Source organism: Haloarcula sp. K1, from assembly GCF_001647155.1.
GTDB classification, from domain to species: domain Archaea; phylum Halobacteriota; class Halobacteria; order Halobacteriales; family Haloarculaceae; genus Haloarcula; species Haloarcula hispanica.
The window spans coordinates 77,663-100,333 of record NZ_LRHL01000010.1 but is presented as its reverse complement, the minus strand read 5'-3'; the positions used below and the strand labels follow the sequence as shown (position 1 = coordinate 100,333).

The 22,671-nt window shown below is 65.3% G+C and carries 24 protein-coding genes; 12 read left to right on the top strand and 12 right to left on the bottom strand.

From position 1 onward, the window contains the following. The first annotated feature begins 113 nt into the window (after positions 1-113). From AV929_RS04290 to cofG, 4 genes are read left to right on the top strand one after another with little or no spacing between them, the layout of a single operon-like run. On the top strand, positions 114-1,295 hold the full coding sequence (locus tag AV929_RS04290) for a tubulin/FtsZ family protein (protein WP_005536054.1): 1,182 nt from the start codon (positions 114-116) through the stop codon (positions 1,293-1,295). After that, positions 1,273-2,049 (top strand): hypothetical protein, encoded by a 777-nt coding sequence (locus AV929_RS04285; RefSeq protein WP_050007444.1) that lies wholly within the window; start codon positions 1,273-1,275, stop codon positions 2,047-2,049. The genes AV929_RS04290 and AV929_RS04285 overlap by 23 nt, the downstream gene beginning before the upstream one ends. Then, complete coding sequence (gene cofC / locus AV929_RS04280; RefSeq protein WP_014039499.1) at positions 2,049-2,672, top strand: 2-phospho-L-lactate guanylyltransferase; 624 nt, start codon at positions 2,049-2,051, stop codon at positions 2,670-2,672. The genes AV929_RS04285 and cofC overlap by 1 nt, the downstream gene beginning before the upstream one ends. 33 nt (positions 2,673-2,705) lie before the next feature. Beyond that, the gene (cofG, locus tag AV929_RS04275) at positions 2,706-3,812 is read left to right on the top strand and encodes a 7,8-didemethyl-8-hydroxy-5-deazariboflavin synthase subunit CofG (protein ID WP_064287553.1); all 1,107 of its coding nucleotides are present in this window, start codon (positions 2,706-2,708) and stop codon (positions 3,810-3,812) included. Positions 3,813-4,009: 197 nt separating this feature from the next. Here the strand turns inward: cofG and cofH are convergent, their stop codons facing one another. Then, complete coding sequence (gene cofH / locus AV929_RS04270; RefSeq protein WP_014039497.1) at positions 4,010-5,362, bottom strand: 7,8-didemethyl-8-hydroxy-5-deazariboflavin synthase subunit CofH; 1,353 nt, start codon at positions 5,360-5,362, stop codon at positions 4,010-4,012. Positions 5,363-5,474: 112 nt separating this feature from the next. Then, positions 5,475-6,491 (bottom strand): sodium:calcium antiporter, encoded by a 1,017-nt coding sequence (locus AV929_RS04265; RefSeq protein ID WP_050038269.1) that lies wholly within the window; start codon positions 6,489-6,491, stop codon positions 5,475-5,477. A gap of 151 nt (positions 6,492-6,642) precedes the next feature. Here AV929_RS04265 and AV929_RS04260 point away from each other — a divergent pair, with 151 nt between their 5' ends. After that, on the top strand, positions 6,643-7,677 hold the full coding sequence (locus AV929_RS04260; protein WP_014039495.1) for a phosphoribosylaminoimidazolesuccinocarboxamide synthase: 1,035 nt from the start codon (positions 6,643-6,645) through the stop codon (positions 7,675-7,677). Positions 7,678-7,701: 24 nt separating this feature from the next. Here AV929_RS04260 and AV929_RS04255 read toward each other — a convergent pair whose 3' ends face one another. Next, positions 7,702-8,685 (bottom strand): formyltetrahydrofolate deformylase, encoded by a 984-nt coding sequence (locus tag AV929_RS04255; protein WP_014039494.1) that lies wholly within the window; start codon positions 8,683-8,685, stop codon positions 7,702-7,704. A gap of 145 nt (positions 8,686-8,830) precedes the next feature. Between AV929_RS04255 and AV929_RS04250 the strand changes: the two genes are divergently transcribed. The 3 genes from AV929_RS04250 to purQ are packed head-to-tail and all read left to right on the top strand — an operon-like array spanning position 8,831 to position 10,262. Further along, positions 8,831-9,223 carry a GAF domain-containing protein gene (locus AV929_RS04250; protein WP_230458838.1) on the top strand — a complete coding sequence of 131 codons (393 nt, stop codon included), beginning with the start codon at positions 8,831-8,833 and terminating at the stop codon, positions 9,221-9,223. 51 nt (positions 9,224-9,274) lie between these two features. Next, positions 9,275-9,529 carry a phosphoribosylformylglycinamidine synthase subunit PurS gene (gene purS, locus AV929_RS04245; protein WP_014039492.1) on the top strand — a complete coding sequence of 85 codons (255 nt, stop codon included), beginning with the start codon at positions 9,275-9,277 and terminating at the stop codon, positions 9,527-9,529. Positions 9,530-9,584: 55 nt separating this feature from the next. Then, positions 9,585-10,262 carry a phosphoribosylformylglycinamidine synthase I gene (gene purQ, locus AV929_RS04240; protein ID WP_064287552.1) on the top strand — a complete coding sequence of 226 codons (678 nt, stop codon included), beginning with the start codon at positions 9,585-9,587 and terminating at the stop codon, positions 10,260-10,262. Between the two features lie 195 nt (positions 10,263-10,457). Here the strand turns inward: purQ and AV929_RS04235 are convergent, their stop codons facing one another. The 3 genes from AV929_RS04235 to AV929_RS04225 are packed head-to-tail and all read right to left on the bottom strand — an operon-like array spanning position 10,458 to position 13,023. Next, positions 10,458-11,273: a phosphate ABC transporter ATP-binding protein gene (locus tag AV929_RS04235; RefSeq protein ID WP_064287551.1), complete on the bottom strand. Its 816-nt coding sequence runs from the start codon at positions 11,271-11,273 to the stop codon at positions 10,458-10,460. Continuing rightward, positions 11,270-11,974 carry an ABC transporter permease gene (locus AV929_RS04230; protein WP_014039489.1) on the bottom strand — a complete coding sequence of 235 codons (705 nt, stop codon included), beginning with the start codon at positions 11,972-11,974 and terminating at the stop codon, positions 11,270-11,272. The genes AV929_RS04235 and AV929_RS04230 overlap by 4 nt, the downstream gene beginning before the upstream one ends. A 5-nt stretch (positions 11,975-11,979) precedes the next feature. Continuing rightward, on the bottom strand, positions 11,980-13,023 hold the full coding sequence (locus tag AV929_RS04225; protein ID WP_064287550.1) for a substrate-binding domain-containing protein: 1,044 nt from the start codon (positions 13,021-13,023) through the stop codon (positions 11,980-11,982). A 119-nt stretch (positions 13,024-13,142) separates the two neighbouring features. Between AV929_RS04225 and AV929_RS04220 the strand changes: the two genes are divergently transcribed. Next, positions 13,143-13,871: a TOBE domain-containing protein gene (locus AV929_RS04220; RefSeq protein ID WP_064287549.1), complete on the top strand. Its 729-nt coding sequence runs from the start codon at positions 13,143-13,145 to the stop codon at positions 13,869-13,871. A 269-nt stretch (positions 13,872-14,140) separates the two neighbouring features. Here the strand turns inward: AV929_RS04220 and AV929_RS04215 are convergent, their stop codons facing one another. The 3 genes from AV929_RS04215 to arcS all read right to left on the bottom strand — a co-directional run bounded on the left by AV929_RS04215 (position 14,141) and on the right by arcS (position 17,513). Further along, entirely contained in the window at positions 14,141-15,217 is a 1,077-nt protein-coding gene (locus AV929_RS04215; RefSeq protein ID WP_064287548.1) for an archaeosine biosynthesis radical SAM protein RaSEA, read from the bottom strand. Between the two features lie 38 nt (positions 15,218-15,255). Continuing rightward, positions 15,256-15,663, bottom strand: a complete 408-nt coding sequence (locus tag AV929_RS04210) for a VanZ family protein (RefSeq protein WP_014039485.1) — start codon at positions 15,661-15,663, stop codon at positions 15,256-15,258. A gap of 62 nt (positions 15,664-15,725) precedes the next feature. Next, the gene (gene arcS, locus AV929_RS04205; protein ID WP_064287547.1) at positions 15,726-17,513 is read right to left on the bottom strand and encodes an archaeosine synthase subunit alpha; all 1,788 of its coding nucleotides are present in this window, start codon (positions 17,511-17,513) and stop codon (positions 15,726-15,728) included. 372 nt (positions 17,514-17,885) lie between these two features. Here arcS and AV929_RS04200 point away from each other — a divergent pair, with 372 nt between their 5' ends. Both AV929_RS04200 and AV929_RS04195 read left to right on the top strand, forming a co-directional pair. Next, positions 17,886-19,031 (top strand): alginate lyase family protein, encoded by a 1,146-nt coding sequence (locus AV929_RS04200; protein ID WP_174878662.1) that lies wholly within the window; start codon positions 17,886-17,888, stop codon positions 19,029-19,031. 75 nt (positions 19,032-19,106) lie between these two features. Continuing rightward, positions 19,107-19,982 carry an NAD(P)-dependent oxidoreductase gene (locus AV929_RS04195; RefSeq protein ID WP_064287546.1) on the top strand — a complete coding sequence of 292 codons (876 nt, stop codon included), beginning with the start codon at positions 19,107-19,109 and terminating at the stop codon, positions 19,980-19,982. A 27-nt stretch (positions 19,983-20,009) separates the two neighbouring features. Here the strand turns inward: AV929_RS04195 and tgtA are convergent, their stop codons facing one another. The 3 genes from tgtA to AV929_RS04180 all read right to left on the bottom strand — a co-directional run bounded on the left by tgtA (position 20,010) and on the right by AV929_RS04180 (position 22,441). After that, on the bottom strand, positions 20,010-21,482 hold the full coding sequence (gene tgtA / locus AV929_RS04190) for a tRNA guanosine(15) transglycosylase TgtA (RefSeq protein ID WP_014039481.1): 1,473 nt from the start codon (positions 21,480-21,482) through the stop codon (positions 20,010-20,012). 111 nt (positions 21,483-21,593) lie between these two features. Then, the gene (locus AV929_RS04185; RefSeq protein WP_064287545.1) at positions 21,594-21,851 is read right to left on the bottom strand and encodes a hypothetical protein; all 258 of its coding nucleotides are present in this window, start codon (positions 21,849-21,851) and stop codon (positions 21,594-21,596) included. 44 nt (positions 21,852-21,895) lie between these two features. Next, positions 21,896-22,441, bottom strand: a complete 546-nt coding sequence (locus AV929_RS04180; protein WP_064287544.1) for an NUDIX hydrolase — start codon at positions 22,439-22,441, stop codon at positions 21,896-21,898. A 94-nt stretch (positions 22,442-22,535) separates the two neighbouring features. On the opposite strand from AV929_RS04180, the gene AV929_RS22735 reads away from it, so the two are divergent. Continuing rightward, positions 22,536-22,661, top strand: coding sequence for a hypothetical protein (locus AV929_RS22735; protein ID WP_255355512.1), 126 nt, complete (start codon positions 22,536-22,538; stop codon positions 22,659-22,661). Positions 22,662-22,671 lie beyond the last annotated feature (10 nt).

Genomic DNA, 22,671 nt, shown 5'->3' with positions numbered 1-22,671 from the left:
AGAGTGTTGTGTTGGATAGTATTGATTTTCAATCCTGGCTTTCAGGGCTGAGATCCGGGCAAAACACTTATACTCGCTATCGCTCTTTGACCCTTTAAGCGGAGAACTATATAATGAAACTGGCGATGATCGGCTTCGGGCAGGCCGGGGGCAAAATTGTGGACAAATTCCTCGAGTACGACAAGGAGACCGGCTCGGGAATCGTCCGCTCGGCTGTTGCGGTCAATACAGCGAAAGCAGACCTGCTTGGGCTAGAACACATTCCGGAAGAGAATCGAGTGCTCATCGGCCAGGCCCGCGTTAAGGGCCACGGCGTGGGCGCAGACAACGAACTCGGCGCGGAAATCGCCGAAGAGGATATCGACGAGGTACAGGGCGCTATCGACAACATCCCTGTTCACGAAGTCGACGCCTTCCTCATCGTCGCCGGTCTCGGCGGCGGGACGGGGTCGGGCGGGTCGCCGGTCGTCGCGAAACACCTCAAGCGCATCTACACCGAACCGGTGTACGGCCTGGGCGTCCTGCCGGGCAGCGACGAGGGTGGCATCTACACCCTCAACGCCGCTCGGTCGTTCCAGACGTTCGTGCGCGAGGTGGACAATCTGATGGTGTTCGACAACGACGCCTGGCGACAGACCGGCGAGTCCGTCGAGGGCGGCTACGACCACATCAACGAGGAGATCGTCCGGCGCTTCGGCGTGCTGTTCGGTGCCGGCGAGATCGAGGCCGGCGACAACGTCGCCGAGAGCGTCGTCGACTCCTCCGAGATCATCAACACGCTCGACGGCGGCGGCGTGTCCACCGTCGGCTACGCCTCCGAAGACGTCGAGGTATCCTCCGGCGGCGGCGGCCTGCTCTCGCGGTTCAAGGGCGACGACTCGTCTGACGACGGGATGGACACGGCGAACACGACGAACCGTATCACGTCGCTCGTCCGGAAAGCCGCGCTCGGCAGGCTGACGCTCCCCTGCGAGATCGAAGGTGCGGAGCGTGCTCTGCTCGTGATGGCAGGGCCGCCAGAGCACCTGAATCGAAAGGGAATAGAGCGCGGCCGGAAGTGGCTCGAGGAGCAGACCGGTTCGATGGAGGTCCGCGGTGGCGACTATCCGACCAACGCCCCGAAAGTGGCCGCGTCCATCCTGCTGGCCGGCGTCCACAACGTTCCCCGCATCAAGGAACTCCAGCAGGTCGCCATCGAGGCCCAAGACAATATCGACGATATCCGTAACCAAAGCGAAGATAACTTAGAGGACTTAGTCGAAGACGACGAAGATGAACTTGATCCGCTGTTCTAACAAGACCGCCGCACTCCTCTGTGTTGTCGCGCTGCTCGCGACCGCCGGCACAGCGAGTGCGTTCTCTGTCTCTGCCGAGGGAGTCCCGAGCGAGACAGCCGTCGAGGAAGAGGTGTCGGTGACGTACACGATTGACGACCCGTTCACCGACGCACCGAACGAGTGGACGCTCGCCGGCTCGACCGAACTCCAGGACGTTAGCTGGACGGTCACTGTGTTGCGTGCGGGTAGCCAGGTGAGCCAGGAAACCTACGGCGACCAGTCCTTCGAGCAGGACCTGGAGATCGACAATAACGGGGACCAGGTTCGCGTCGAGCTCGTCGGCACGACGCCGGCCATCTCGAACTACACGTACGACCCGGCACAGAACTATCAGGTCGCCTCTCTCAGTCGTATCAGCGGGAGCAACGAGGACGAGTTCCGCAACGACACCGCCCGCCACTACACTGAAGAGAGCCAGTCAGCGAGACAGGCAATCGACGACGCGCAGGCCGCAATCGACGAAGCCGGTGGGAACGAAGACGCCGAGGATCTAGTCAGTAGCGCTATCTCCTCCTACGAGAACGGGAACTTCCAGAACGCCCAGGACCTCGCCGAGGAGGCCGAAAGTCAGGCACAGCAGGCCCAGCAGAGCGCTCAGACCCAGCGAACGCTCCTGCTGGTCGGCGGCGGACTCATCGTCCTCCTGTTGCTGGTCGGTGGCGGCTACTACGCGTACACCCAGATGAGTGAGGACGAGTACTCCAAGCTGTAATGCGTCTCGTCGTCCCCGTCTCGGGGTCTGACCCCAAAACGCGACTTGCGTCCGTTCTTTCTCCCGACGAGCGCCGTGATTTTACCGAAGCGATGCTTGCAGACGTCGTCGACGCAGTGACAGCGGCGGGCCACGAACCCGACGTTATCTCGACGGCACCGCTCGACTGTGCCGCACCGCTCACTGTCGACGACCGCGGGCTCGACCCGCTCGTCAACGACCTGCTCGCGTCGATAGTGACTGACGGCGATGGCGCACTTGCCGTCGTGATGGCGGATTTGCCGCTCGTAACGCCGAAAAGTATCGAGCGACTGCTCGCCCCCGACGCCGACGTCGTGCTGGCCCCGGGTCTGGGCGGCGGGACGAACGCCTTCGTCTGTCGCCACCCCGAGTTCAGGGTCGACTACCACGGCGCGTCGATACGTGACCACCGGCAGATTGCCCGGGACGTGGGAGCCAGCGTTACCGAAGTTGACTCTCGGCGGCTCGCGACCGACATCGACGAACCGGGCGACCTCGCTGAAGTGCTGCTACACAGCGACGGCGCGGCCGCGGACTGGCTCATTGACGCCGGTTTCAGTCTGTCGCTCACAGACGGCCGTGTCACCGTGAGCCGCGAGTGAAGGTTTTTGTTCGTGGGGTGCACACCCCGGGACGTGATACCCGGCACGGACGCGCACGATATCGACATCGAGATCCCGGACGCCGACATCGAGCGACTGCTGTCGGTGATGCCCGGGGACGTCGAGGCCGCGTCGGCGCTGTCCTACTGCCGGAACGTGTTCCTGCCGCTGACGACCGCCTGCCGATACACCTGCACCTACTGCACGTACTACGACCCGCCGGGGCAGGCGGAGCTGATGGACCGCGAGGAGATCCGCGAGACCTGTCGCCGCGGGGCCGACGCCGGCTGTACCGAGGCCCTGTTCACCTTCGGCGACGACCCGGACGACCGCTACACCGCCGTCCACGACCAGCTCGCCGAGTGGGGCCACGGCTCCATCCACGAGTACCTCCGGGAGGCCTGCGAAATCGCCCTGGAAGAGGGGTTGCTCCCGCACGCGAATCCGGGCGACCAGACGCGCGAACAGATGGCCCACGTCGCCGACCTGAACGCCTCGATGGGCGTCATGCTGGAGACGACCACTGAGGTGCAGGCTCACGGCGGTCCGCGGGCGAAAAACCCCGGCCAGCGGCTGAACACCCTCCGCGTGGCCGGCGAACTCGGTGTGCCGTTCACGACGGGCATCCTCGTCGGCATCGGCGAGGACTGGCACCACCGCGCCGAGAGCCTGCTCGCCATCCGTGAACTGCACGAGCGCTACGACCACATCCAGGAGGTCATCGTCCAGCCCGTCGTCGAGAACGAGCGCTGGCAGGGCGGCTCTCCCGACCTGGCGACGATGCGCCGGGTAACGGCGATGGCTCGCGCAGCGCTTCCCGAGGAGGTGTCGGTACAGGTTCCGCCGAACCTCGCGCCCGCCCGGGACCTGACCGACTGCGGTATCGACGACCTGGGCGGCGTCTCCCCAGTGACTGTGGACCACATCAACCCCGAGTACGAGTGGCCCGCGCTGCAGGAACTGACGGCCGTCGCCGACGCCGCCGAGGTGCCCCTGACAGAGCGGCTGCCCGTCTACGACCGGTTCGTCGATGACGGCTGGCTCTCGGAGCCCATCGAGGCGGCTATCGAGGCTGAGGACGACGACGGCGAACGGTTCCGGTCGATACTGGACCGTGGCGTGAATCCGGCGAGCGTGTGATCCCGTGGCCTCTGCGCATGAACAGCCGTCACGGTCAGAACGGATCCTGGACACTACTCACCTAGTCGACTAGGCCGTAGCTACACATGTACTGGCACACCAATACATATCATGCCTGGACGTGCCTCTGACAGCAGTGCCAGGCAGAATACTCTACCACGTCGACCACGGCCAGTGCCCAGCCGTGGTCCACTACTTCAGTCGAGCAACGGCGTTCCGTCAGCCTGTGGCCCGAGTTGCGGGCCGAGCACGTCGGCGTCGGGGTCGATGACGCGGCGCTGTTCGTAGTCCGTCGACCGCTCGACCGGTGTCCGGCCGATGGCGGTGATCATGTCGGCGTACTCCTGGAACGACCGGAACTCGCCGTAGTCGCCGCCGGCGCGCTTGGTGATCTCCTCGGAGAGGATGGTTCCCATGAAATCGTCCGCGCCGCAGGTGAGCATCTTCAGCCCTTGCGTGTCGCCGTATTTGACCCACGAGGACTGGATGTGGTCGACGTTGTCGAGGAAGAGCCGTGAGACGGCGATCAGCAGTTCGTCCTCGTCGATGGACGCGCCGCCGTCGACCATCCCGCGCTCGTACAGCGGCGTCTCCTCGTGGACAAAGGACAGCGGGACGAACTCCGTGATCGCGCCGGTCCGGTCCTGCAGGTCGCGGATGCGCTGCAGGTGCAGCGCGCGGTGGCGCTCGTTCTCGACGTGGCCGTACATCATCGTCGAGGTCATGTCGAGGCCGACCGACGCGGCCGCCTCCATCGCTTCGAGCCACTCGTCGGTCCCGATCTTGCCCGGACAGATGACGTCCCGGACCTCGTCAACGAGAATCTCGGCGGCGGTACCGGGCACGCTGTCGAGGCCAGCGTCTTGGAGGCGACCGTACACCTCCTCGTAGGACCAGTCGGTGCCGCGGCGGGCGTGATAGGCTTCCTCCGGCGTCATCGAGTGGAGGTGGACGTCGCCGACGTTCATCGCCCGAATCTGTTCACAGTAGGTGGCCGGGTCTTTCTCGTACTCGTCGGGCGATCGGTAGTTCAGGTCGCCGCGGTCGCTCGTCTCCAGTATCTCCCGGTGCTCGTCGTCCAGCGCGAGCGCGGGATGGAGCCCCGATACCGAACAGACCTCGTAGATGCCGCGGTCGAGGGCGTCCCGTACGATTTCGCGGGATTCACTCGGCGTCTTCGTGAAGCCGCCGTGGTCCTCCTGGTAGTCGCTGCGGAACTGCTCGGAGCGGTCCTTGAAGTTACAGAACAGACAGCCGGTGTTACAGGCCGTCGTGACGTTGTTGTTGAGGTTCGCGACGAAGGTGACCTCGTCGCCGACGACCTCCGCCCGGCGTCGGTCAGCCGCTTCGAGTACCTGCTCTTTCCGGTAGTGGTCGATGCCGTCCCGGTCGGTGCCCGTCGTGAGGAGTTCGACTGCGTCGTCGACTGTCAGTCGCGTCCCGTTTCTCGCCTTGGCGAGCGCGTTCTCGAACGACTGGGCAGTCGTCGGACGGTGCTCGAACTCGACGGAGCCGTCCGGCGTACCGACGGTCTCTGGGACGTCCGGCATTGCTGGACAGGAGGGAAAGAACGGTCAAAAACGTATGGGTACGCACATGGTCCACAAGGTCGACAGGTCCCCGTGTTTCGGGACGCAAGCGGCTGCAGTTCCGGAAGAGAGATCAGGTCGGCAATACGCCGCCGACCCAGCCCGCAGTCTCGATGACGATCCAGGCGACGAATACCGCGTAGGCGCCGAGCAGCGCATAGGATTCGAGTTCGCTCAACACGAGGTCGGTCCGGAGGGCGGTGAACAGGAGAATCGTCGCCCCGGTCAGGACACCGAACATCGGCACGGCCATCGCGAAATCGACGGTCCACGCGCCGGCGATGAAGACGCCGAGCGGGATGGCGACGAGCAGGTCGAACGTGTTCGAGCCGAGGACGTTCGCGAGCGACGTGACTCCGCGGTCGTCGCGGGCCGCTCTGACACTGACGAGCGTGTCGGGGAGACTCGTCGCCGCCGCCAGAATCGTCACGCCGAGCAGAAACTCCTGCACGCCGGCGGCCCGGCCGATGACTTTGACGGAGTGGACCAAGCTCTCCACCGCCACGAGAATAACCGCGAGGCCGAGCAAGAGAAAGAGCCACTGCCGCCCGACAGAGATACCGGCGGTCCAGTCTTCCCCCGGGTCGTGGTCGGCCGTGTCCTGGTACTGGATGAAGACGTACAGTCCGTAGAGCGCGAGCGGAATCGCTGCCAGCGGCCGCGTGATGACGCCCGTGAGCGTCGCCTCGCCGGGATAGTAGATGACCGCGAGCGCCATCGTGATGAGCAGGACTGAGACGGCGAGCATGTAGAACTGCGCCTCCTTGTAGACGAGCGTCCGACTCGATTCGAGTTCGTCGTCCGTGGCGATGCCCGCGACTGCGGGGATGATGAGAATATTGAAAATCGCCGAGCCGACGATTGCGCCCACACCGAGAGACATCGACCCGTCCAGCGCCGAGAGCACGACCGCCGCGACCTCCGGGAAGCTCGATCCGACGGCGACGATGATTGCGCCCTGAACGACTTCCGGGAGGCCGTAGTACGTCGCGAGCCGTTCGCTCGCGGATTCGAGCCAGTCGCTCCCTTTCCAGATCGCTGCCGTCGCGGCGACGATGATCGCAGCCTCGACCAACAGACTGGTAGCCATCAGGAGGTCAGTCGACAGCCCGACGGAAAACGTTGCCTTCCGAGCGCGAGTGATACTGTCTGTGACGAATTTCGCCACCGCGAACATCTCACAATAGTTACAGCCGACAGTATGAGAAACGTCTTTGTCCCCGGCCCGAAAGGCGGGCACAATGACGAGCGTCAAGGAATTCCGCGTGGACGAACCGGCGACGGCCGAAGACCTCGGCCGCGGCGCGTTCGTGTTCACGGACGACTACTCCGTGTTCGACTGGGGCAAGATGCCGGACCGGATCCCCGACAAGGGCGCGTCGCTGTGTACGATGGGCGCGTACAACTTCCAACTGCTGGAGGAGAACCACGTCCCGACACACTACGAGGGCGTCAGGCTCCCCGACAGCGACGAGGTGCTGGACCTCGGCGAGGCGCTGTCGGCCGACGCCGCCCCCGAGGAGATGGTCATCGAACTCACGCAGGTCCCGGACCTCCCCTTCGAGGACGGGCGCTACGACTACGACGCATACCACGGGGCTGCCGACGAGAACTACCTCATTCCCCTGGAGATCGTCTTCCGGAACCGCGTCGGCGTCGGGTCGTCGCTACGGTCCCGGACCGAGCCCGCCGACCACGGGCTCGACTACGACACCTGGCCCGAAGAGGTCGTCGACCTCGACGAGCCCATCGTGGAGTTCTCGACGAAATACGAAGAGCAGGACCGGTATCTCGACCGGGAGGCAGCCGACCGGATCGCCGGCACGGCCAGCATCGACCGCCTCGAAGAACTGGCTCGGGCGGTCAACCACATCGTCACCCAGCAGGCCGCCGAGGCCGATCTGGTCCACGAGGACGGGAAAATCGAGTGCCTGTACTACGACGGGGAGATACGCGTGGCCGACGTGGTCGGCACGTTCGACGAGAACCGCTTCTCCTACGGGGGCCAGCAGGTCTCGAAGGAGGTCATCCGACAGTACCACAAGCGCACCCAGCCCGAGTGGGTCGAAGCCGTGAGCGAGGCCAAAGAGCAGGCCGACGCGGAGAGCGTCGCCGACTGGAAATCGCTCTGTGCGGAGTCGCCAGAACCGCTCGATGAGGACGTAATCCAGGTCGCTCGCGACCTCTACTGTGCCGGCACGAACGCCTACATTGGTGGCGACGTGTTCGACGCGCCGTCGCTCGACGAAGCCGTTAGCGCCGCTGGCGAACTCTGAGCTGTTTGAAAGTACAGCGCGTTTTCAGTCGTCAGCCTCGATCTCACCGTCGTCCTCGGCGACGAACTCGCCGAGGCCGTCGATGGGACGGTCGGGGTTCAGCTGGTCGAGTTTCTCCGGTGCGCCGAGTTGGGCCGAGGTCTCCTCGGGGTCCCGAAGCTTCGTCCGGCCACGGTGGACGTTCACCTCGTCGTTGAGGTGGAGTTTGATGGCCTCGATGAGCGCTTCGGCTTCCAGCGGCTGGCCGATCTGCTGGAGTTCCTCTTCGGTGGCGTCGTCGGGGACGTTGAACGCGCGCTGGGTGATGATCGGCCCTTGGTCCAGGTCCGTCGTCACGTAATGGGCGGTGACGCCGGCGATGCGGACGCCCTCCTCGATGGCCTGCATGTACGCCGACGCGCCGGGGAAGGCGGGCAGCAGGCTCGGGTGGACGTTGATGATGCGGCTCTCGTAGCGGAAGACGACGTCCGGCGAGAGGATGCGCATATACCGGGCCAGCGCGATGAGGTCGGCGTCGTACTGCGCGAGCAGGTCGAGCAGTTGGTCCTCGTCCGGCGTCCCCTTCTCGTCGCCGATGTCGTGGAACGGGACGTCGTACTTGGCCGCCAGCGGTTCGAGGTCGTCGTGGTTCCCGATGACCACCTCGATGTCGGCCCCGAGGTCGCCGTTGGCCCAGGCCTCGAATAGCGCCTCTAGACAGTGGGACTCCTTCGTCACGAGGACGGCGATGGTCTGGGTCTCGCGGTCGGACGGGAACCGGACCTGCACGTCGACGCCGAGTTCGTCGCCGAGTTCGGTGAGGTCCTCGCGGAGCTTCTCCTCCGTCGTCACCATCTCGGACGTGTCGACGCGCATGGTCATCCGGAAGACGCCCTCCCGAACGGCCTGGTCGAGGTCCTCGATGTTGATGCTGCGCTCGAACAGGAGCGAGGTCACTTCGGCGATGAGGCCCGTATCGTCCTCGCCGACGACCGTAATCTCGGTCAGACCGCGCGTCACGATTCCCACCTCCGGACAGCGTCGTGATTCATTTGACCCAGAGTCGGCAGTCCCTCGGCAAAAGCCTTCGTTTTCCACCTAGCGTGGACACCAACGCTTTGTGTGTCGCTCCGTGTATATATGGCCGTGATGAGTGATTCGCCGACCGTACTCTGTGCCCAGCCGGATTCTGACGAGCGTGTGGAGACGGTCGACGCGCTCCCGCGAGGACTCCATCTGCACCCACACGATTCTCTCGGGCGAGGCGATGGTCGCCGAGGCCACCCACGAGGACCCTCGCTTCGCCGAAGTTGACGCACTGAAACGGCTCGACAGCAGGTCTTACGCCGGCGTGCGAATCACGGACAAGGAGGGGCGGGCTATCGGCGCAGTGTACTGTACCGACGGCGAGCCGCGGCGCTACACTCGGACCGATCTCGACGTACGCCAGCGGCTACACGCGAGTCCCCACCGGTATCTGCACGCTGACGCGGGCGACCTCGACATCCGGGTCAAAGGGCTGACCGACCAGCCGTCCGACTGGACGCCGGTCAGCGCCGGGACGTGACCTGCCGGGAGAACACAAGCGTTTTCTCCGCTGCCCGCTCGCTTGCCAGTAATGACTGCCTTTACCGCGACCGTCACCGTCCGGCTCAAGCGGGGCGTCCTCGACCCCGAAGCCGAGACGACACAGCGCTCCCTAGAACGCCTCGGTTTCGACCTGAACGACCTCCGCTCGGCGGACGTGTTCGAGCTGGACCTCGACGCCGACAGCGCCGAGGACGCGGCCGAGCGCGCCGAGGAGATGGCCGAGCGGCTCCTGGCGAACCCCACCATCCACGACTACGACATCGAGGTGGCACAGGCAGAATGACCATCGCCTCGAAACTGACGGCAATGGTCAGTACTGTCTCACGGAGGGGGCCCGCGTGACCATCGCCGTCATCCAGTTCGGCGGCTCGAACTGCGACCGCGACTCCGTGCAGGCTCTGGAGTCGCTCGGCTTCGACGCTGAACTCGTCTGGCACGAGGACGGCCTCCCCGAGGATGTCGACGGCGTCGTCCTCCCCGGCGGTTTCTCCTACGGCGATTACCTCCGTGCCGGTGCGATGGCCGCCCGCTCGCCCATCATGGCCGAAGTTCGTGAGGCAGCGAGCGAAGGCACGCCAGTGCTTGGCATCTGTAACGGCGCACAGATCGGCTGTGAGTCGTCGCTGACCCCCGGCGCGTTCACGACCAACGAGAGCGCCCGGTTCCAGTGTGAACACGTCCACCTGCGCGTCGAGAACGCCGACACGCCCTGGACCAGCCAGTACGAGGACGGCGAGGTCGTCGAACTCCCCATCGCCCACGGCGAGGGTCGCTATGAAATCTCCGACGACCGCTTGGACGAACTCGAAGCCGAAGACCGTATCCTGTTCAAGTACTGCGACGAGGACGGCAATGTGTCCCCCGAGGCGAACCCGAACGGCTCGAAACACAGTGTGGCCGGCGTCACCGGTGAGGACGACCACGTCGCCGTCATGATGCCCCATCCCGAGCGGGCGACGCTTTCGGACCTGGGCCGGACCGATGGCCAGGGCGTGCTCACGGGCTTCGCCGAGTAACACCGGCAGCTTCGGCTTTCATTGCGGTGGTTTCACAGAAGATCTGAACCGGACGCGTAGTCGCACCGCTACGGAGATCGTTTCAAAGGGGAAGGGACCAGCGGAGCGTGTGACATAGTCCGGCGGTCCCTAGTCCAGCTTTGTGGGTCAAGCCGTATAAGCGCACGCTTACCGGAGTGTAAGTGAAATCGCCAGTTATGGGTCCGCTGTCGGCGGCTGCGGTACACGCGACCCTTCCCGGTCACCGACGAGCAGTTCGCCGTCGAGGAACCGTGCCGTCCGGGCGTCGGTGGGGTCCTCGAACAACTGCTCGGGCGGGCCGGTCTCGACCAGTTCGCCGTCGTGAAGGAAGGCCATGTGGTCCGAGATGCGTTTCGCCTGGTGCATGTCGTGGGTGGCGACGACGACGCCGACGCCGCGGTCCCGCGCCCGCTCGATGGCGTTTTCCAGCAGCGCCGTGTTGTACGGGTCAAGGTTCGATGTGGGTTCGTCCAGCAGCATGGCCGCCGGGTCAACGGCGAGTGCCCGCGCGAACGCGACACGCTGGGCCTCGCCGCCGGACAGCGAGAGCGCGTTCTGGTCGACCGATTCCGCAAGTCCGACCGTTTCGAGCGCGGCCATAACGGTATCGGCGGGCCGTGACGAGCCGACGAGTTCGCCGAGACTCCGGCGAACTCGGGCTCGCCAGGGTTCTCTGACGCGCAGGCCGTAGGAGACGTTCCGATGGACGGGCGCGTTGAAGAGGCTCGGCTCCTGAAACACCATACTCACCTGCCGGCGGATACTCAATCGTTCGTCGTCAGCCATCGCCCAGATATCGTCGCCGTCCCATGCGACCGTTCCATCGTCGGGTCGGCGAAAGGTCGCAAGCAGGCGCAGCAGCGTCGTCTTGCCGGTGCCAGAGGGACCGACGACGGTGACGACTTCCCCCGGTTCGACCGCCAGCGAGACGTTCTGGAAGACGGTCGAGCCGCCGAACCCAGCATTTACCTCGGTCACGGAGAGCGTCATACCGAGCGCTCACCCCGGCCCTGATTCCTGAGCCACGATCCCAGTCCGTTGACGGCCAGCACGAGCGCGAGGAGTATTACGCCGAGAACCAGACCGACCTCGTAGCGCCCCTGCCGTGCCTCGACTGTTATCGCCGTCGTCAGTGTCCGAGTGTAGGACTGTCCGTCGCTGTAGACGATGTTGCCGCCGACGATGAGTATCGATCCGACCTCGCTGATGGCCCGGCCGAACCCGGCAAGAATGGCGGTAACGATGCCGAAACGGGCCTCCTTGATGACCGCCAGCCCAACGTCGACTCTGGTTCCGCCCATCGCGTAGGCCGCGTCGCGGACCGACTGGTCGACGCCCTCGACCGCCGAGAGGCTGACGCTCAGCAGGACCGGCGTCGCGAGGATGAACTGGGAGAGTATCATCGCCCGCGGGGTGAACGCGAGGTCGAGGCTCCCCAGCGGGCCGCTGTTTGACAGAAGAATGAGGACGACTAGCCCGACGACGACGCTCGGGAACCCCATGCCGGTGTTGACGACGGCTGTGACCAACCGCTTCCCGCGGAAATCGGTGAAGCCGATACCCAGCGCGACGGGCAGGCTGAACAGCGTACTAAGACCGACGGCGGTGAGGCTGACGTACAGCGAGACGGTGACGATGCTCACGACGTACGTCCAGCCGCCGTCCGGGAGCTGTGCTTGCAGTGGAATCATCGGGGTCAGTAGTCCGCCGGCACCTGCTCGTCGACCCAGTAGAGATACTCCTTGTCGCGCGGTGAGAGGCTGCTGGCCTGCTGTGCCGTGTACCCCTGCGGGACGTACTGGCCGAAGTTCGGCTCCTCGGCGATGGCGTTGGGGAAGAACAACTGCGAGCCGTTGGCGGTGTAGTCGGCGATCATCGACTGGCCGGTCGGGCTCGTCAGGAAGCCGATGTAGGCCATCGCCGCCTCGTAGTTCACGTCGTCGTATTTCGCGGGATTGACCGCCATCACGCCGTAGGGGTTCTTGAGGATGACCGGGCCGTCGTTCAATGGTCCCTGAACGTGAATCACGAGGTCGATTTCTGTTTGCATCGAGAGGTAGGTCCCGCGGTCGGCGAGCGTGTACGCACCGGTCTGGCTCGCCTGCACAAGCGTATCGCCCATCCCCTTGCCGACAGCGCGATACCACTCGCCGCTTGGGTCCGTGCCGGCCTCATCCCAGATGATGAGTTCCTTCTTGTTCGTCCCGGAATCGTCGCCCCGCGAGACGAACGTCGACTCGCTCTCGGCGATGGTGGTGAACGCCTCGGTGGCGCTACCCATCCCGTTGATGCCCGCCGGATCGTCCTCCGGGCCGACGATGACGAAGTCGTTGAACATCACGTCCCGGCGGTTGACGCCGAAGCCGTCCTGCATGAACTTGTCCTCGGCGTTGCGGGCGTGGACGAGGATCACGTCGGCGTCGCCATCCCGTGCCGTCCGGAGACTCGCGCCGGTCCCCTTCGGGATGGTCTTCATCGTCACGCCGTAGTTCTCCTCAAACACGGGATGGAGTGCGTCGAGAAGCCCCGTGTCGTAGGTACTCGTCGTTGTGGCAAGGACCAGTTCGCCGTCACCGATCTGGCCCGAGCCAGTCTGCGACCCACCGGACTGTCCGTTCCCTCCACCGTCTGTCTGTGCCGCCGTTGATTCGCTGGTGTTGCTCTCGCCGGCGCAACCAGCGAGTCCGACGACGGAGGCGGCACCAAGTGATGCGAGGAAGCGTCGGCGTTGCATCGACATGGACACAACGACGGCGGCAGGGTTCTTAATTGTTGATGGTGATGTCTGTCACACTGGCCTCAGCGGGCTCATAGGTTCCGCGCGGCAACGCCTTTGTGACGGCACGGTCATGTGGCGGTATGGACGCGACCGCGGACGTCGAAGTGCAACTGGGGCAGGGCGACGTGGCGCTGACTGCCCGCGACCGGACGCTCTTGCAGGCGGTCGCCGCCCACGGGTCGCTGAACGCCGCTGCTGACGCGCTCGGCCGGTCCTACGCCCACGCCCAGCGCCGAATCGTCGAACTGGAGGACGCCTTCGGCCCGCTAGTCGACCGCAGTCGCGGCGGCAGCGGTGGCGGCGGCAGCGAGCTCACGGACACCGCCGAGCAACTGCTGGCCCGCTTTCAGCGCCTGCAAGCCGAGTTCGACGGCGTGGCGACGACAGCGGAGACGGTCCTCCGAGGGACCGTCGTGGACCGCGACGGCGAACTGGCGACCGTCGAGACGCCGCCGGGAACGGTCCGGGCCATCGTCGACACCGACGCCGAAGCCGGCGACACCGTAGAAGTCGGCATCCGCGCCGACACGGTGACGCTGAACGCACCGCCCGCTGCGCCCGAACCGGCGGGAACGAGCGCGCGGAACCAGTTTGCGGGCACCGTCGAGCGTATCGACGAAGGTGCCTCTATCGCGCTGGTCGCATTGGCAGTCGACCCGGACACGACGCTGTCGGCGGTGGTGACCGATACGAGCCTCGACAAACTCGACATCACCACGGGCGCGGAACTCGTCGCCTCGTTCAAGGCAACCGCGACCGTCGGCGTCATTCCCGCTATCGAACAGTCGGGGCCAGATGAGTCGTCGTAAGCGAGTGAAACACGGTGACTTCGAAGGGGCGCCTCAGAGACCCCAGTTAGACGGCAGCAGCTCGGACTGGCAGGCACTACAGGCAACCATCCCATCGTCGATACACTGTCGCCGTTCGCCACACAGGTCACATTCCGCGACCGTCCCGCGTGTATTGAAACTGCGCCTGTCCTGGTCACCGTTCGGGGTCATATCGAACAGTCTTAGGCGCGAAAGACGGATAAACGTTGGTCGGCAGGCCGTCACACGGGTTCTCCGGGTCGAAGGGCCTATCGAGCGAGCGGAAGCGAGTAACTCTTCTCACGTTCGATGACGGCGTCCCACGTCGCCTCGCACTCGCAACTCACCTGCTCGAACACCGACGGGTCCTGTCGGAGGTCGAAGTCCTTGATAGCGCGCTGGACCTTGTCGTCACACTCGCCGCAGTTGTGCGGGCCGCGGTCGCTGCCGTGGCCGACCGGGTCGGAGACGACGATGACATCCTCGTCTGCGGTCGACTCCAGCACGTCGGCGACCGACCAGAGCCACGGCGGTCGGTAGCCGCCGTCGTGGTACAGTTCCTCGACCATCGTGTAGCGCTGGACGTTACAGGGGTTCATCGACACAGTGTGACAGCCCTCGACGGCCGCACAGCGCCGTACGGACCGCTTCATGTCCTCGACGGCCTCGGCTTCCGAGAGGAACGGCGGTTTCATCAGCAGATACGCCTTGACGCCAGCGCCGGCCGCCTGCGCCGCCTCGGAGGCTTCCTCGAAGTCGGCGAAGTCGAAGTACTTGTTGACGCAGTCGTGGCGCACGCGGTCGGTTGCGGTCTCGAGGCCGACGGCTACGTCCGTCTCCAGGCCCACATCGACGAAGTCGCCGACTGTCTCCTCGTCGACGAAGTCCGGCAGCGACTCGACGACGATACGCTCGCGGTCCGCGAAGGTTTCGGCGATGGCCCGGCGCGTCTCCGCCGGCACCTCGCGCTCGTCGAGGAAGCTCCCGGAGGTGTAGATCTTGATGAGGCCGCTTTTGTCGTCGCTGTTCTCGCTCTCGTGGTCCAGACAGTGCTGGATCTGGGCCATGAGGTCCTCGTGGGCGACGCTGCCGCCCTCGACGCTTTCGGCGACGTAGCCACACATCGTACAGCCGCCGGCACGCGCCCACCGGCAGCCGCCGGTGTTCAGGATGATGGTCAGGCTCTGGTAGACGCCGTCCGGCGTGTTGTCCTCGTCGAGCCACACGCGGGTCGGCTCACGAGGGTCGTAGGTCGAGTCGTTGCGCGACCTGATGTCACGCATCACGGAGTTGTGGGCGTCCATGCCCTTGCCCTCCTCGTAGACTTCGGGACTGGGCTTGCTCATTGCGGCGAGGTAGCCGATGAGCGCGTAAAGCCGCTTCGTTACTGCCGGGATCGTGGGTCGGTTCGGTCCGAAAGTGCGCCGGAGCGGTGGGCCACGAGCCACGCCAGTCCGGCCAAAACGGCCCCGACAGCGTTGGCCACGAAGTCAGTACCGCTCACACCGCGTGACGGGACGAGCCCCTGTAGCAGTTCGACTCCCGCCCCGTAGCAGACGGAGACGGTCACGAGTGCCACAACTGTGGTCACATCGCGGGCCTGTCGACCCCACGCGAGCAGTGCCGCCAGTAGCCCGTAACTCGCCGCGTGAACCCACTTGTCCAGCCTAAAACCGAGGAGTGCTGGGACCTGCTCGCCCGCCCCTTCAGGAACCGGGAGAAGCGAGGTGACGAGTAATAACAGCGAAAACCCGACAGCGGGCAGGTAGCGGCGGGATCCCGACCAGTCCATACTGGCGGTTCTCCCGTTCGGCAGATAAGTCGGACGGTCAGATGCAGCGTCGGTCAGTGGTGCTACTGCTCTTCGGTATGGCGCATCTGGACGGCGATGCCCCGCGTCGAGGACTGCATTTCCGGGCCGCTCATCTGGGCGCGGCCAACACCGAAGGCCGCGTCGCCCTGAATCACCACGTCGTCACCGACGCGGATATCGTCGCTTGCGTCCGTGATTCCCGGTGCAAGCACCGAGCCGTGGGGGACGAACGGCTCGATTTCGACCGTTTTGGTGTGAACGTCACTCTCGACCCAGCGGCGCGCCCCGGCGGTGGTCAGCGAGAGGACCCCGTACTGCTGGGCCAGCGCCGCCAGCTGCTCGCCGTCGGCGTCGTCGGCGCGCAGTTGCGGATACCGGCCCTGCGTCGACAGATCGTCGAACAGTTCGTCGCCCGCGCCCTCGCCGAACTGGTAGTCCGCGACGGCGCGGATGGTGTTGTGTTCGCGCTCCCGCTTCGGATAGCGGTCCCAGCCTTCCAGTTCGGCAGCGAGGTTCCCCAGCGAATCCGCCGTGGTCGGGTGGTCGGTGACTGTGTAGGTGAACTCCCGGCCCAGCGAGTCGGCCACGCGCTCGCAGATGTCGCGGTAGCCTTCGCCGGGTACGTGGGCAATAATTTTCGGGTAGTCGGTGCCTTCTAAATACCGTTCAAGCACGCGGCTGACGAACTCGATTTCGGTGGCGGTCCAGTTGCCCGTCACCACGGAGTCGTAGTGTTGGGCGGGGTAGGTGAGTTCGAGTTCCTGGGGCACGACGCCGATGGGCGAGGTCATCGAGACGACGTGGGCGCGCCACTTGATCGCGTCGTGGTACTGCTTGTGGCTCTGGGAGTCGCTGTAGGGTTTGCGCGCGGAGCAGGGGACCAGCACAAGCGGGCGGTCGTCGAAGCGCGGCACGTAGCGGTCGGTGACGCGCTCGGCGAAGCGCTGGATCTCGACGCGACGCAACGAGTCGTCGCTGGCCGCCGAGAGGTCGGCCCGCCGGATGAGCGGCGTGCGCTCCTCCAGGTAGCTGTACTGCTGGTCCAGTCGCCGGAACGTCGCAGTGAGCCAGTTGTCCTGTCTGGCCTGTCCCTCGACGTAGTCCCGAAGCCTACCGTCACGGATGCGGCGGCGGACGCGGCGGAGTTCCGCAGCGAGGGCGTTGACGTTGTGTTCGACGCAGTCCTCGCGGTCGAACTGCTCACGCGGTTTCTGGCAGGCTGGACAGGCACACGGGAGTTCGTCGAGGTCTTCGAGGAAATACGCCTCGTCGGTCGTGAGATACCGACCCTCAGTCCCGCGGACGACGGCGCGGTCGGGGTCCACGAGGTCCACGCCGGCGTAGACGAGCGTCGCGACGTTTCGCGGCGTGGCGACGCCAGGCAGGTAGAGCGCGGTGTCGGCGGGGATAGCCTCCCGGACGGTCGTGACGGCGTCGACGAACGCCGACGCGTGCCCGACGTAGCCGGGCGCGCCGGCGAGTACGTAGGCGTCACTGCCGTGGTCGGTCGCGGTATCGGGCGAGACGACGGCCGCGCTCGGGAACGACACGTCGGGATAGTCGACGGCGAAGGCCTCGGCGACTTCGTCCGGCGTGCCAGCGGGGAGTCCGCGGTGGGGCAGGACAGTGAGCAGCGAGTCGTCGCCATCGGGGGCGTCTTGCTCGGTGGGCCAGCGGCTTCCGGCGTCGTCGAGGACGTGCCGGCAGTCGCCCGGCGTTTCTGTGTCCACGTCGTCGACCAGCGCCGGCGTCGTCACGGAGTCGGCGAGGCGTAACTCACCCACTCGCGCGGCGCTGTCGCGCTCGTGGATCTCGAAGTAGTCGGTCATGCAATGGCGTCAGCCACGCGCGACCAACTATCTTGCCTTTGTACCAGCACCGGCCTCGGTGGCGACCGAAGGTACGTTCAAACGCTCCATACTTCGTCCCAGTCGACAGTTATGTAGCCATGATTATCGCGGACAGGTCGCTATCCGCTGATTAGCTGGGCCCTAACTAAATCTATAGGGGACGACTGACCGTTCGTGCAGCGACAGACACGACGAGACGTGTTGCTCGCCCTCTCGGGGACAGCCGTAGCGCTGGCGGGCTGTTCGACCGGCCTCTCCTCAGGGGACTCGGACGCGAGGGCCGCGTCACACGAGACGGAGCCGACACCGACGGAACAGGTCGCCGAGTCAACAGTGGAAAGCGGGCCCGCAATGTTCGTCCATCTCGATACACTGGATGCGATACAGTCCCGTGTCGAGAACGGAGACAGCCCGTGGACAGGGGCCCACGAAGCCTTCATGGACGATGTCCGCGACGCGATGGCAGCGGATCCCGAGAGCGTCACGGACAACGGCGACGGCCACGAGTTCAAAACGAAAGGCCCCGAGGACCCCGGAGCGCGCAAGGACTACGTTGCCGCCATCAGGACAGGGGACAGAATACGGGACCTGGGCCTCGCCTACCAGTACACCGGTGCGGATCAATACGCCGAGAAAGCCGTCGAACTGCTGGACCACTGGTTCCTGAGCTCGGAGACCTATATGGCCCCTGTGAAAACGAACAGCATCGAGCAGTTCATTACGCTCCCGAAAATGTGGTGGGGCGCGGAACTCGTTCGCGGCCACGAGGCGTGGACCGACGACGGCGTCGGCACGGAGGCCGACCTGCAGGAGTGGGTCCGAACGTTCCTAGACGATGTCGGTCATAACATTCCGACCGAGATGGGGCAACAGAACATCTTCAACTGGCAGGAGATGACCCACGCCGCCGGGTCAGTGTATCTCCGGGATTGGGATCGCTTCCGTGATGCCATCCAACGGAACCGCGAGACCGGCTTCAACCAACTCCGCGAGGACGGCCTGCTGGAAAACGAGATTATTCGTGCGTCGAGTCTGGCGTACTCGCTGTACGCGGCGAAGGCACTGGTCACCGCCGCGGAACTCAGCCGACTCTACGCCGACAAACTCAGCGGCCCCACACTGTACGAGTACCAGAAGTTCGACGGTGACAGGGGTGCCATCGAACGTATTCTTGACGCCCACGCACCGTACGTGGCTGACCCGGAGGCCTGGGAAGCGATGGGCGAGGGAGCCCCTGATCGGTTCGTCAACAACGACGGCTTCCCCGCCAGAAAGCAGGAGGCTGCGTCCTCGCTGTACGAGGTGGCCTACTCGTACTACGAGAAAGACACCTATCTGGAAACGCTCAAACAGAGCGGCCAGCCGGTGAAGAACGTCCCGACGTACGTCTCGGCCCAGCAGGCGGCAATCGATAACCCCGACCGACCGCATCGCGACGAGCGCATCCTCGGCTGGACGACGTTCACGCACGGTGAGCGGTTCCGGCTTGACCTGTAGCGAGTCAATCGGACACCAGTCCCGGAAACGCAACCACACCACCACGCTTTGGATGCCAGCAGCCACAGTGCAGGTATGGATGTTGTCGTAACCGGCGGCCGTGGGAGTTCCGGGCGCTGGATCGTCGACCGCCTCGCCGGACCGCATGACGTGACAGTGCTCGACCGCCGCCTCCCCGACGATGGGGGGCATCCGGCCGTCGGGTACCGAGCGGTCGACCTGACGGACGCCGGGGGCGTGTTCGACACGCTCACCGCCATCGACCCGGATACAGTGGTCCACTGGGCGGCGATTCCGGTCGCCGGGAACCACCCGGGGGTAGACCTGTTCCGGAACAACACGCTGGCGGCACACAACGTGCTCTCGGCGGCCGGCCGCGTCGGCGCTGACGTGGTGCAGGGCTCCTCGGATGGCGCGTACGGCTTCTTTTTCGCCGAAGAGACACCGGTTCCTGACGAACTCCCGATTACGGAACAGCACGCGCTTAGGCCGGAGGACGACTACGGGCTCTCGAAGGTCGTCACCGAGGAAATCGGGAAGACAATCGCCCGCCGGGACGGCATCGCTGTGGCGTCGATTCGCCCCTCCTGGATACAGATTCCCGGAGAGTACCCCTGTCGGGACGAGGGGTACGTCAACGACCTCGCGGCCGGCGCAGGCAACTACTGGTCCTACGTGGACGTGCGAGACGTGGTCGACCTCGTTGAGGCCGCGCTCGCGGGCGAGGTTTCGGGCCACGAGGCGTTCAACTGCGTCGGCCCCGACAACGCGCTGGGCCGGCCGCTGGTCGAACTCATGCGCGAGCAGTACGGTACTGTCCCGGACGATTGCACGGTCGAAGGAGACGCTGCGGCGTATTCGACGGCCAAGGCCACGGAACTGCTGGGCTGGGAGCCGACCCGTTCCTGGCGCGAGGCGGCCGACGAGAACGTGGCCGTGCCGACAGTCTGACCGGCAGCGGCCGAGACAACTGCGCCGTCAGTCGCGGGCGTGCAAGTCGCGCAGGCGGACGCCGTCGGGAACACGGTCGAGCGCCGTCGCCGGCCAGTCGTCGTGGACCAGCGTGAAGGACACGTCGGGATGGAGTTCGACCAGCCGCCGAACACCGTCTGCTGCGGCCTCGTAGGCCGCCCGGTCGGTCCGGTCAGGGACCTCCGCGGTCAGGGGGTATGTGTCGGCGAGTTCGCGCGGATACGGGCCAAACGGGGGACGGACGCCCCAGGTCTCGTCGTACTGTGCGCTGGAACTGCCTTCGGTCAGCAGCACCTCGTCGCCCTCGACTGGGAGGCGCTCCAGTCGGTTCTGATGGCGGCGGACCTCGGGCCGGCGAGCGCTTTCGTTCGAGGTGTAGAAGAAAGCGTCCTTCGAAACGGGGTCAGTCCGTTCGAGTTGCTCAGCGTGGTCCAGCAGCGCGCGGTAGCCGTCGAGCATGGCCGGGTGGCCGCGGGCGCGACTGTCGACCAGTTCCATGAGATTGCCCGAGCGGATCGCCTGCTTGACCGTCCGGATTTCGCCGTAGGTGACATGCAGGTTGTGTCTGGCGAGCAGTTCCTCGCGCTGGTCGGCGTCCATCGCGTCAAGTTCTGCCGGCGTGTGGTCGGTACAGACTGGGCAGTGACACGGGAAGTATGTCAGTTCGGACAGCAGTTCTGTCCCCTGAACCGTGAGATAGCGGTCGTCGCGAGCGTACAGCGCATACGCCGCCGAGTCGAACAGGTCACAGCCCAGCGCCGCTGCCATCGCAAACATCATCGGGTGGCCCGCACCGAACAGGTGGACCGGGCCGACCTCCCCCAGCCCGCGCTTGCAGGCCGCGACGACGTCGGCGAGATCGGCATAGCGGTATTCGTTCATCAACGGGACGACGGCCCCCAGCGGAAACACGTCCAGTCCGGTAGAGACGGCGTCTGCGGCGGCCCGCTCTCGTAGGTCCGGGTACGTCGCACCCTGAACCGGTGCGCTGACGAGCATCTCGCCGGTGTCGACGGTGGCAGCGTGTTCGAGCCGCTTCTGGGTCGTGTTGAGTTCCTCGGTCGCCCGCTCGCGGTCCACGTCCGGCGGCGTCGGGATGTCCACCGGCGTCCCGATGTCAGAGCCAATTTCGTGCTGGAACTCCAGAATCTCCTCGGTAGTCACGTCGATGTCGCCGTATTCGGCGAGCTGGAAGGACCCCGAGTCGGTCATGATAGCTCCGTCGAACCCGAGCAGGTCGTGGAGGCCCTGCTCCAGCACCGGCTCACGGAGATCGTCAGAGCCATGCAGGATGTAGCTGTTCGTGATGAGTATCTCCGCGCCGAACTCCGACGCCAGCGTCGCCGGCGCGACCGTCTGGACGTGCGGATTGACCACCGGCAGGATGGTCGGTGTCTCGACGGTGACGCCGGCCCGTGGCACCGTTAGCTCGCCCAGCCGGCCCGCGGCGTCGTACTGGCGGACCTCGAAATTCGTCATTACACGTCGTCGTCGGTCGGCGCGCCTAAGGGTTGTGTTCCCCCGTGAGCGCAACCGTTCGAAATCGGGGGCAGCAGTGGACAGAGCGACGCGCCGGCCGGCACAGCGCCGCTATTCGTCGGGTCGGTCCGCCCCGCCGGGAACCAGTTTCCGTTCGGGTCGGTGGACGGTCCCGGAGTCCTCGTCGGCGACGTACGCCTGTGACGTCCGGAACATATCGACCACCTCGTCACGGGACCCGTACGCGTCCTCGACAAGCCGTTCGAGCAACTCCGCCCGCGAAACCGGCCGGCCGGTCCGACGGCGGACGGCCGCGCGCAGTTTATCCAGCCGGCGTTCCGTCTGTTTGTCGAGTTCGATCGATGCCATATGTTAAATGGTACCACCCCCCAGGTTTTCAAACTGTCGTCAGTTCAGCGCTCGAACAGGGCATAGTACATGATACCGACGGCAGACCGACTGTCACGGAGCGTCCCGTCGCGCACCGACTGGACTAGCGAGTCGAAATCAGCAGTGTCGACCCGGATCGATTCGTTGTGGTCGAGGTCCTGGTCGGCCGTGGCCGCACACCCGCGTGCGACGTAGTAGTGGAATACGTAATCGGTGTTGCCGTTGGCCGGTTCGCCCGTGTAGAGATGGTCGAGCGTGTCGGCCTCGTAGCCCGTCTCCTCGCGGAGTTCGCGGGCGGCGGCGACGGTCGGGTCGTCGTCTCCGTCCTCCATCGTCCCGGCCGGCAGGCCGCGGTTGACCCGTCGAACCGGCTGTCGCCACTCCTCAATGACGACCACGTCGCCGTCGGCGGTAAACGGGAGCACGATGACGCTCTCGCCGTGTTGCACGTAGTCGAACTCCTCCTCGGTTCCGTCGGGCAGGCGCACGTCCTCGCGGACGACATCGAATCCCGGACAGGCGTAGGCGGTTTCGGCACCGAGCGTTTCCCAGGTGAGTTCCTCGTCCATATCGGCAGTGTGGCCCCCACTGGCAAAACCGGCACGGGTCCACGAATATACAGGCACCAGACGGATACGACGTGGTGTGCTATGTGTAGTTGGAATGAGAATATCGACGTTCGGCCTCCTGCTCGGTGTCGTGTTGTTCGTCCTCCCGGTCCCCGGAACGTTCATCGCCGGGGGACTGGTGCTCGTCGCCGGCGCGCTAGCCCGCTGGGGCGGGCTCTGAGCGCAGGGGA

Coding starts and splice junctions, on each gene's coding strand:
- AV929_RS04290 (WP_005536054.1), top strand. CDS start 114: ATGAAACTGGCGATGATCGGCTTCGGGCAGGCCGGGGGCAAAATTGTG.
- AV929_RS04285 (WP_050007444.1), top strand. CDS start 1,273: ATGAACTTGATCCGCTGTTCTAACAAGACCGCCGCACTCCTCTGTGTT.
- cofC (WP_014039499.1), top strand. CDS start 2,049: ATGCGTCTCGTCGTCCCCGTCTCGGGGTCTGACCCCAAAACGCGACTT.
- cofH (WP_014039497.1), bottom strand. CDS start 5,362: ATGCCGGACGTCCCAGAGACCGTCGGTACGCCGGACGGCTCCGTCGAG.
- AV929_RS04265 (WP_050038269.1), bottom strand. CDS start 6,491: ATGGCTACCAGTCTGTTGGTCGAGGCTGCGATCATCGTCGCCGCGACG.
- AV929_RS04260 (WP_014039495.1), top strand. CDS start 6,643: ATGACGAGCGTCAAGGAATTCCGCGTGGACGAACCGGCGACGGCCGAA.
- purS (WP_014039492.1), top strand. CDS start 9,275: ATGACTGCCTTTACCGCGACCGTCACCGTCCGGCTCAAGCGGGGCGTC.
- AV929_RS04235 (WP_064287551.1), bottom strand. CDS start 11,273: ATGACGCTCTCCGTGACCGAGGTAAATGCTGGGTTCGGCGGCTCGACC.
- AV929_RS04230 (WP_014039489.1), bottom strand. CDS start 11,974: ATGATTCCACTGCAAGCACAGCTCCCGGACGGCGGCTGGACGTACGTC.
- AV929_RS04225 (WP_064287550.1), bottom strand. CDS start 13,023: ATGTCGATGCAACGCCGACGCTTCCTCGCATCACTTGGTGCCGCCTCC.
- AV929_RS04220 (WP_064287549.1), top strand. CDS start 13,143: ATGGACGCGACCGCGGACGTCGAAGTGCAACTGGGGCAGGGCGACGTG.
- AV929_RS04215 (WP_064287548.1), bottom strand. CDS start 15,217: ATGAGCAAGCCCAGTCCCGAAGTCTACGAGGAGGGCAAGGGCATGGAC.
- AV929_RS04210 (WP_014039485.1), bottom strand. CDS start 15,663: ATGGACTGGTCGGGATCCCGCCGCTACCTGCCCGCTGTCGGGTTTTCG.
- arcS (WP_064287547.1), bottom strand. CDS start 17,513: ATGACCGACTACTTCGAGATCCACGAGCGCGACAGCGCCGCGCGAGTG.
- AV929_RS04200 (WP_174878662.1), top strand. CDS start 17,886: ATGTTCGTCCATCTCGATACACTGGATGCGATACAGTCCCGTGTCGAG.
- AV929_RS04195 (WP_064287546.1), top strand. CDS start 19,107: ATGGATGTTGTCGTAACCGGCGGCCGTGGGAGTTCCGGGCGCTGGATC.
- tgtA (WP_014039481.1), bottom strand. CDS start 21,482: ATGACGAATTTCGAGGTCCGCCAGTACGACGCCGCGGGCCGGCTGGGC.
- AV929_RS04185 (WP_064287545.1), bottom strand. CDS start 21,851: ATGGCATCGATCGAACTCGACAAACAGACGGAACGCCGGCTGGATAAA.
- AV929_RS04180 (WP_064287544.1), bottom strand. CDS start 22,441: ATGGACGAGGAACTCACCTGGGAAACGCTCGGTGCCGAAACCGCCTAC.
- AV929_RS22735 (WP_255355512.1), top strand. CDS start 22,536: ATGAGAATATCGACGTTCGGCCTCCTGCTCGGTGTCGTGTTGTTCGTC.